The 5,287-nt window shown below is 67.7% G+C and carries 5 protein-coding genes; 2 read left to right on the top strand and 3 right to left on the bottom strand.

Annotated features, from left to right (window positions below; all coding sequences use genetic code 11):
• Both JMF90_RS22710 and JMF90_RS22705 read right to left on the bottom strand, forming a co-directional pair.
• On the bottom strand, nucleotides 1-836 hold an 836-nt coding region (locus JMF90_RS22710), incomplete at its 3' end, for an SDR family NAD(P)-dependent oxidoreductase (protein ID WP_201325455.1).
• A 152-nt stretch (nucleotides 837-988) separates the two neighbouring features.
• Nucleotides 989-1,567: a TetR/AcrR family transcriptional regulator gene (locus JMF90_RS22705; protein ID WP_011549014.1), complete on the bottom strand. Its 579-nt coding sequence runs from the start codon at nucleotides 1,565-1,567 to the stop codon at nucleotides 989-991.
• A gap of 202 nt (nucleotides 1,568-1,769) precedes the next feature.
• Between JMF90_RS22705 and zwf the strand changes: the two genes are divergently transcribed.
• A complete protein-coding gene (gene zwf / locus JMF90_RS22700) occupies nucleotides 1,770-3,245 on the top strand; it encodes a glucose-6-phosphate dehydrogenase (protein WP_011549013.1) in 1,476 nt (491 codons plus the stop codon).
• Between the two features lie 70 nt (nucleotides 3,246-3,315).
• On the opposite strand, the gene JMF90_RS22695 is transcribed toward zwf, so the two are convergent.
• Complete coding sequence (locus tag JMF90_RS22695; RefSeq protein ID WP_011549012.1) at nucleotides 3,316-4,260, bottom strand: LysR family transcriptional regulator; 945 nt, start codon at nucleotides 4,258-4,260, stop codon at nucleotides 3,316-3,318.
• 101 nt (nucleotides 4,261-4,361) lie between these two features.
• Between JMF90_RS22695 and JMF90_RS22690 the strand changes: the two genes are divergently transcribed.
• Nucleotides 4,362-5,287, top strand: a 926-nt coding sequence (locus JMF90_RS22690) for an MFS transporter (RefSeq protein WP_201325454.1), incomplete at its 3' end; no start/stop codon positions are given.

Below are 5,287 nucleotides of genomic sequence, written 5' to 3'. Positions count from 1 at the left end.
TTCGCATCCGGAAACTGCGTCGACAGCGTGGCGTCCCGCCACCGCGCCGCCTCTTCCGCACGCTGCCGCTCCGCCTGCTCGCAGACGAACAGCGCATCGCCGCCGAGCAGCAAACGCAGCGGCACGTCGTCGCGGCGCGACAGGTCGACGATCAGCGCCGCGATGCGTGCGGGGTCGCCGATCTCGTGGCCGCCATACGCACCGAGCAGGTCGAGAATCTTGCCGACCGACGGCTGATAGTCGGGCAGCAGATCGTCGACGCCGCGCTTCGCCTGCGCGGCCCATTCGGTGCGCATCCCGCCCGGCTCGAGCGTGCACACGCGCACGCCGAACGGCGCCGCTTCCTTCGCGAGCACGTCGCTGAACCCGCCGACCGCCCACTTCGCGGCCTGATACGCGGACAATCCGGGCGTCGACGTGCGCCCGCCGACCGACGACACCTGGAAGATGTGCCCGGCGCGCTGCGCGCGCATCGTCGGCAGCACCGCGCGCGTGAGGTTGATCACGCCGAACAGGTTCGTTTCGATCTGGTCGCGGAAAGCGTCGGCGCTCATCTGCTCGAACGGCGCCGTGTGGCCGTAGCCCGCGTTGTTCACCAGCACGTCGATGCGGCCGAACGCCGCGCGTGCCGCCGAGACGGCCTGCGCGGCCGCCGCTTCGTCGGTGACGTCGAGTTCGACCGGCAGCAGCCGGTCGCCATACCGTTCGGCCAGATCGGCCAGTCGCGCCGGATCGCGTGCGCCCGCCACCAGCCGGTCGCCCGCCGCCAGCACCGCTTCCGAAATCGCTCGCCCGAGGCCGCGCGCGGCCCCCGTTACCAACCAGACTTTCGACATTTTCCACTCCATGATGATGGTGAAACGATGAAAATGAATGATTACTCACTCATTAATTGGGCGACGTATCGATCGTTCATGACCTGCATCGCCCTGCCTGAAACGCCCTGCCCGTCGTCGCGGCACACGCCGCCACGACGGCAATCCCTGACTCACACCGTGTGCAACACGGCCCACATCGCGCGAAACCCCGCTTCCCGGTATGCATCGGCCCGCGCCGGATCACGTGCGATCGATTCCATCGCGGTTTCCGCGATCGACGTGAACAACGCCGAGCAGAACGCATGGGCTTCGTCGCGGTTCAGCGTGCCCGACGCGCCGACCTGTTCACGCAGCAGCGAGCCGATCCCGCCGAAGCCTTCCGCGCCGGCCGCCCGATGCGCATCGTCGATGCGGCCGCTCACGCCGAGCTGCTGCAGCGCGCGCCGCCCGTCCGGATTCGCGACGCCCCACGACACGTAGCCGTTCCACGCATGCCGCACGGCCTGCTCGGCCGGCGCGTGTTCCGGAAACCCGGTCATCATCGCCTCGCGCAGGCCGGCCTTCAGGCTCAGGTACAGCGCGTTCAGCAACGCATCCTTGGTCTCGAAGTATGTGAACACCGTGCCTTCCGCCACGCCGGCGAGCTTCGCGATACGCGCCGTCGTCGCGCTCGCGCCGTCCTCGGCGAGCGCACGCGCGGCCGCGGCGAGGATGGCATCGTGCTTGTCGGGACTGCGCGGTCGGGCCACGTTCGATTCCTTTAATGAGTGAGCGCTCAATCATAATCAACACGGTATCCGGAACGCAAGCCCTGTTACATCCGGGGGAACGCATACGCAAACCATCAAAACGGTGCACTATTGCGTTTTGCCGTACCGGCGCCCGAGCATCCGGCGCCCCATTGCCCTCGACGTTCGTTTCACGTTCACCGTTTCAAACCGCGAACCTCCCATGACGAATCAGCCTTCCCAGACGGCGGCCGACCGGCCCGTCGACATGATCATCTTCGGCGGCGGCGGCGACCTGGCCGCCCGCAAGCTGTTGCCCGCGCTGTACATGGCGCACCTGCACTGCAATCTTCCGCCCGAGACGCGCATCATCGCCGTCGGCCGCCGCGACTGGGGCATCGACGGCTATCGCAAGTTCATGGACGAGCAGTCGCGCCCGTTCATCGACGAGAAGGCGTTCGACGCCGACGCGTGGAGCCGCTTTCTCGACCTGTTCAAGTACGTGCTGATCGACGTGAACGCGCCGGACGACTACCTGCGCCTCGCCGAAGCGGCGCGTAGCGACGCGGTGCGCGTGTTCTACCTGTCGACGTCGCCGGAGCTGTTCACGACGATCTGCGACAACCTGTCGGCCGCGCACCTCGTCGACGCGCACTCGCGCGTCGTCCTCGAAAAGCCGCTGGGCCACGATCTCGCGTCCGCGAAGGCGATCAACGATGCGGTCGGCAAGCACTTCGAGGAATCGCAGATCTACCGGATCGACCACTATCTCGGCAAGGAAACCGTGCAGAACCTGATGGTGCTGCGCTTCGGCAACCCGATCTTCGGGCCGCTGTGGCAGGCGCCGAACATCCGCAGCGTGCAGATCACGGTCGCGGAGACGGTCGGCGTCGGCAGCCGCGCGGGCTTCTACGACCATACCGGTGCGCTGCGCGACATGGTGCAGAACCACCTGCTGCAACTGCTGTGCATCGTCGCGATGGAGCCGCCGGTGTCGCTCGATCCGGATGCGGTGCGCGACGAGAAGCTGAAGGTGCTGCGCTCGCTGCGCCCGATGTCGCTGTCGGACGTCGCACGCGACACGGTGCGCGGCCAATACACGGCCGGCGCGGTGGACGGCCAGCCGGTCAAGGGCTATCTCGAGGAAGACAACGTGCCGGCGGACAGCCGCGCGGAAACCTTCGTCGCGCTGCGCGCGCACATCAACAACTGGCGCTGGGCGAACGTGCCGTTCTTCCTGCGCACCGGCAAGCGGCTGCAGCGCCGCCAGTCGGAAATCGTGATCGAGTTCGCGGACATGCCGTTCTCGATCATCCCGACCGGCCCGCGCAATTACGGCAACCGCCTCGTGATCCAGCTCCAGCCGGAAGAGTCGATCCAGCTGCAGATGCTCGCGAAGGAGCCGGGCAGCGGCATGAACATGGTGCCGGTGAGCCTGAACCTCGATCTGCAGCAGGCGATTCCGGAACGGCGCGCGGAAGCGTACGAACGGCTGCTGATCGACGTGATCCGCGGCCGCCTCACGCATTTCATGCGCCGCGACGAACTGGAAGCCGCGTGGTCGTGGGTCGAGCCGATCCTCGACGGCTGGAAGCAGCTCGGCGACCGGCCGCGCCTGTACACGGCCGGCACGTTCGGCCCCGCGGCTTCGTCGGCGCTCCTCGCGCGCGACGGGATGTCGTGGGCCGAAGAGGCGTAATCGCAGCACGACGGCGTGCCGCCGCGCGGCACGCCCGCTCCCGCAGCGCAGCGCCGCCTGCGCTGCGTCGCTACTGCGGCTCCATCCACGCGGCCTTGCGCCGCGCCGGCGCATCGCCGCCGCTGCCGCCGCCGCCCAGCACCTCGATCAGGTAGTCGACGAACGACGCGATCCGCGACGAGATCGCGGTATTGCGGTAGTACACCGCGTGAATCGGCTGCTGGACGTCGAGCGTGTGGCGCGCGAGCACCTGCACCAGCCGCCCCGCTTCGCGATCCTGCGCGGTCACGAAATCCGACAGGCAGACGACGCCCGTGCCCTCCAGCGCAAGCTGCCGCAGCGTTTCGCCGCTCGACGAATACACGTCCGGCTCGATGCGGTATGCTTCGCCGTCCGTGCCGAGGATCGGCCATACGTTCAGCGATTCGGGCTGCGTGAAGCCGAGCAGCGTGTGCTTGTCGAGATCCTCGACCTTGCGCGGCTGGCCATGCGCTTCGATGTAGTCGGGGCTTGCCAGGATGCGCACCCGGCTGTTGCCGATGCGCCGGCTGTGCAGCGTCGAATCCTTCAACCGGCCGATCCGGATCGCGACGTCGGTGCGCCGCTCCAGCAGATCGATGATGCCCTCGTTGCTGTTCAGCTCCAGCTCGACCTTCGGGAAGCGTTCGCGGTAGCCGCGCACGAGCGGCACGATCACGTGCAGCATGAACGGCGTCGCGGCGTCGACGCGCAGGCGCCCGGACGGCATCTCGCGCCGCGCGAGCATCTGCTCTTCCGCGGTCTCGACCGATTCGATGATCGCGCGCGCGTTCTGCAGGAATGCGCGCCCTTCTTCCGTCAGTTCGAGCCGACGGGTGGTCCGGCGCAGCAGCGTGGTCTTCAGCTTCTCCTCGAGCCGCGCGAGCGTACGGCTCGTCGCCGACACGGTGAGGTCGAGCTGCTGGGCGGCGGCGGTGATCGAACCGGTGTCGACCACGGCGGCAAAGGCCTGGAGTTCGTCGAGGGTGATCTTCATTGTTGATTTGAAATCAAAACAATTTGGTTTATAGACCAGTTTTTCAGCAAAAGTAAAGCCGGCACACTGCGATCCATTCCTACTGAAACCCGGATCCCGTCATGCCACTCGCGTTGCTTGCGCTGACCATCAGCGCCTTTGCCATCGGCACCACCGAATTCGTGATCGTCGGCCTGATCCCGACGATCGGCGCCGACCTCGGCGTCAGCCTGCCGTCCGCCGGCCTGCTCGTCAGCCTGTACGCGCTGAGCGTCGCGATCGGCGCGCCGCTCCTCACCGCGCTCACCGGCCGCGTGCCGCGCAAGGCGCTGCTTGCCGGACTGATGGCGCTCTTCACCGTCGGCAACCTCGTCGCATGGCAGGCGCCCGGCTACGAATCGCTGATCGTCGCGCGCATCCTCACCGGCCTCGCGCACGGCGTGTTCTTCTCGGTCGGCTCGATCATCGCGACCACGCTCGTGCCGAAGGACAAGGCCGCCAGCGCGATCGCGACGATGTTCAGCGGCATGACCGTCGCGTTCGTCGCCGGCATTCCGCTCGGCACCTTCATCGGCCAGCACTTCGGCTGGCGCGCGACGTTCCTGATCGTCGCGCTGTTCGGCCTCGTCGCGTTCGTCGGCGCGGTCGCGTTCGTGCCGCGCGGGCTGCCGCAGACGCCGCCCGCGCCGCTCGCCCGCCAGCTGCGCGTGCTGGCCCAGCCGCGCCTGCTGCTCGTCTATGCGATGACGGCCGTCGGTTACGGCGGCTCGCTGATCGCGTTCACCTATATGGCGCCGCTGCTCGAACAGATCGCCGGCTTCACGCCGTCGCAGGTCAGCCTCGTGCTCGTCGGCTACGGCGTGTCGGTCGCGGTCGGCAACGTGTGGGGCGGCAAGCTCGCGGACGCCGTCGGCCCCGTGAAGGCGCTCAAGCGGATCTTCCTGCTGCTCGCGATCGTGCTGCTCGCGCTGACCTTCACGATCCACGTGAAATGGCTCGCGGTGCTGACGATGCTCGCGTGGGGCGCCGTCGCGTTCGGCAACGTGCC

The sequence above is a fragment of the Burkholderia sp. E168m23 genome, assembly GCF_016586125.1.
Lineage (GTDB): Bacteria > Pseudomonadota > Gammaproteobacteria > Burkholderiales > Burkholderiaceae > Burkholderia > Burkholderia orbicola.
The sequence above is the reverse complement of the archived record's forward strand: the minus strand, read 5'-3'. Positions and strand labels throughout refer to the sequence as shown.

Coding starts and splice junctions, on each gene's coding strand:
- JMF90_RS22695 (WP_011549012.1), bottom strand. CDS start 4,260: ATGAAGATCACCCTCGACGAACTCCAGGCCTTTGCCGCCGTGGTCGAC.
- zwf (WP_011549013.1), top strand. CDS start 1,770: ATGACGAATCAGCCTTCCCAGACGGCGGCCGACCGGCCCGTCGACATG.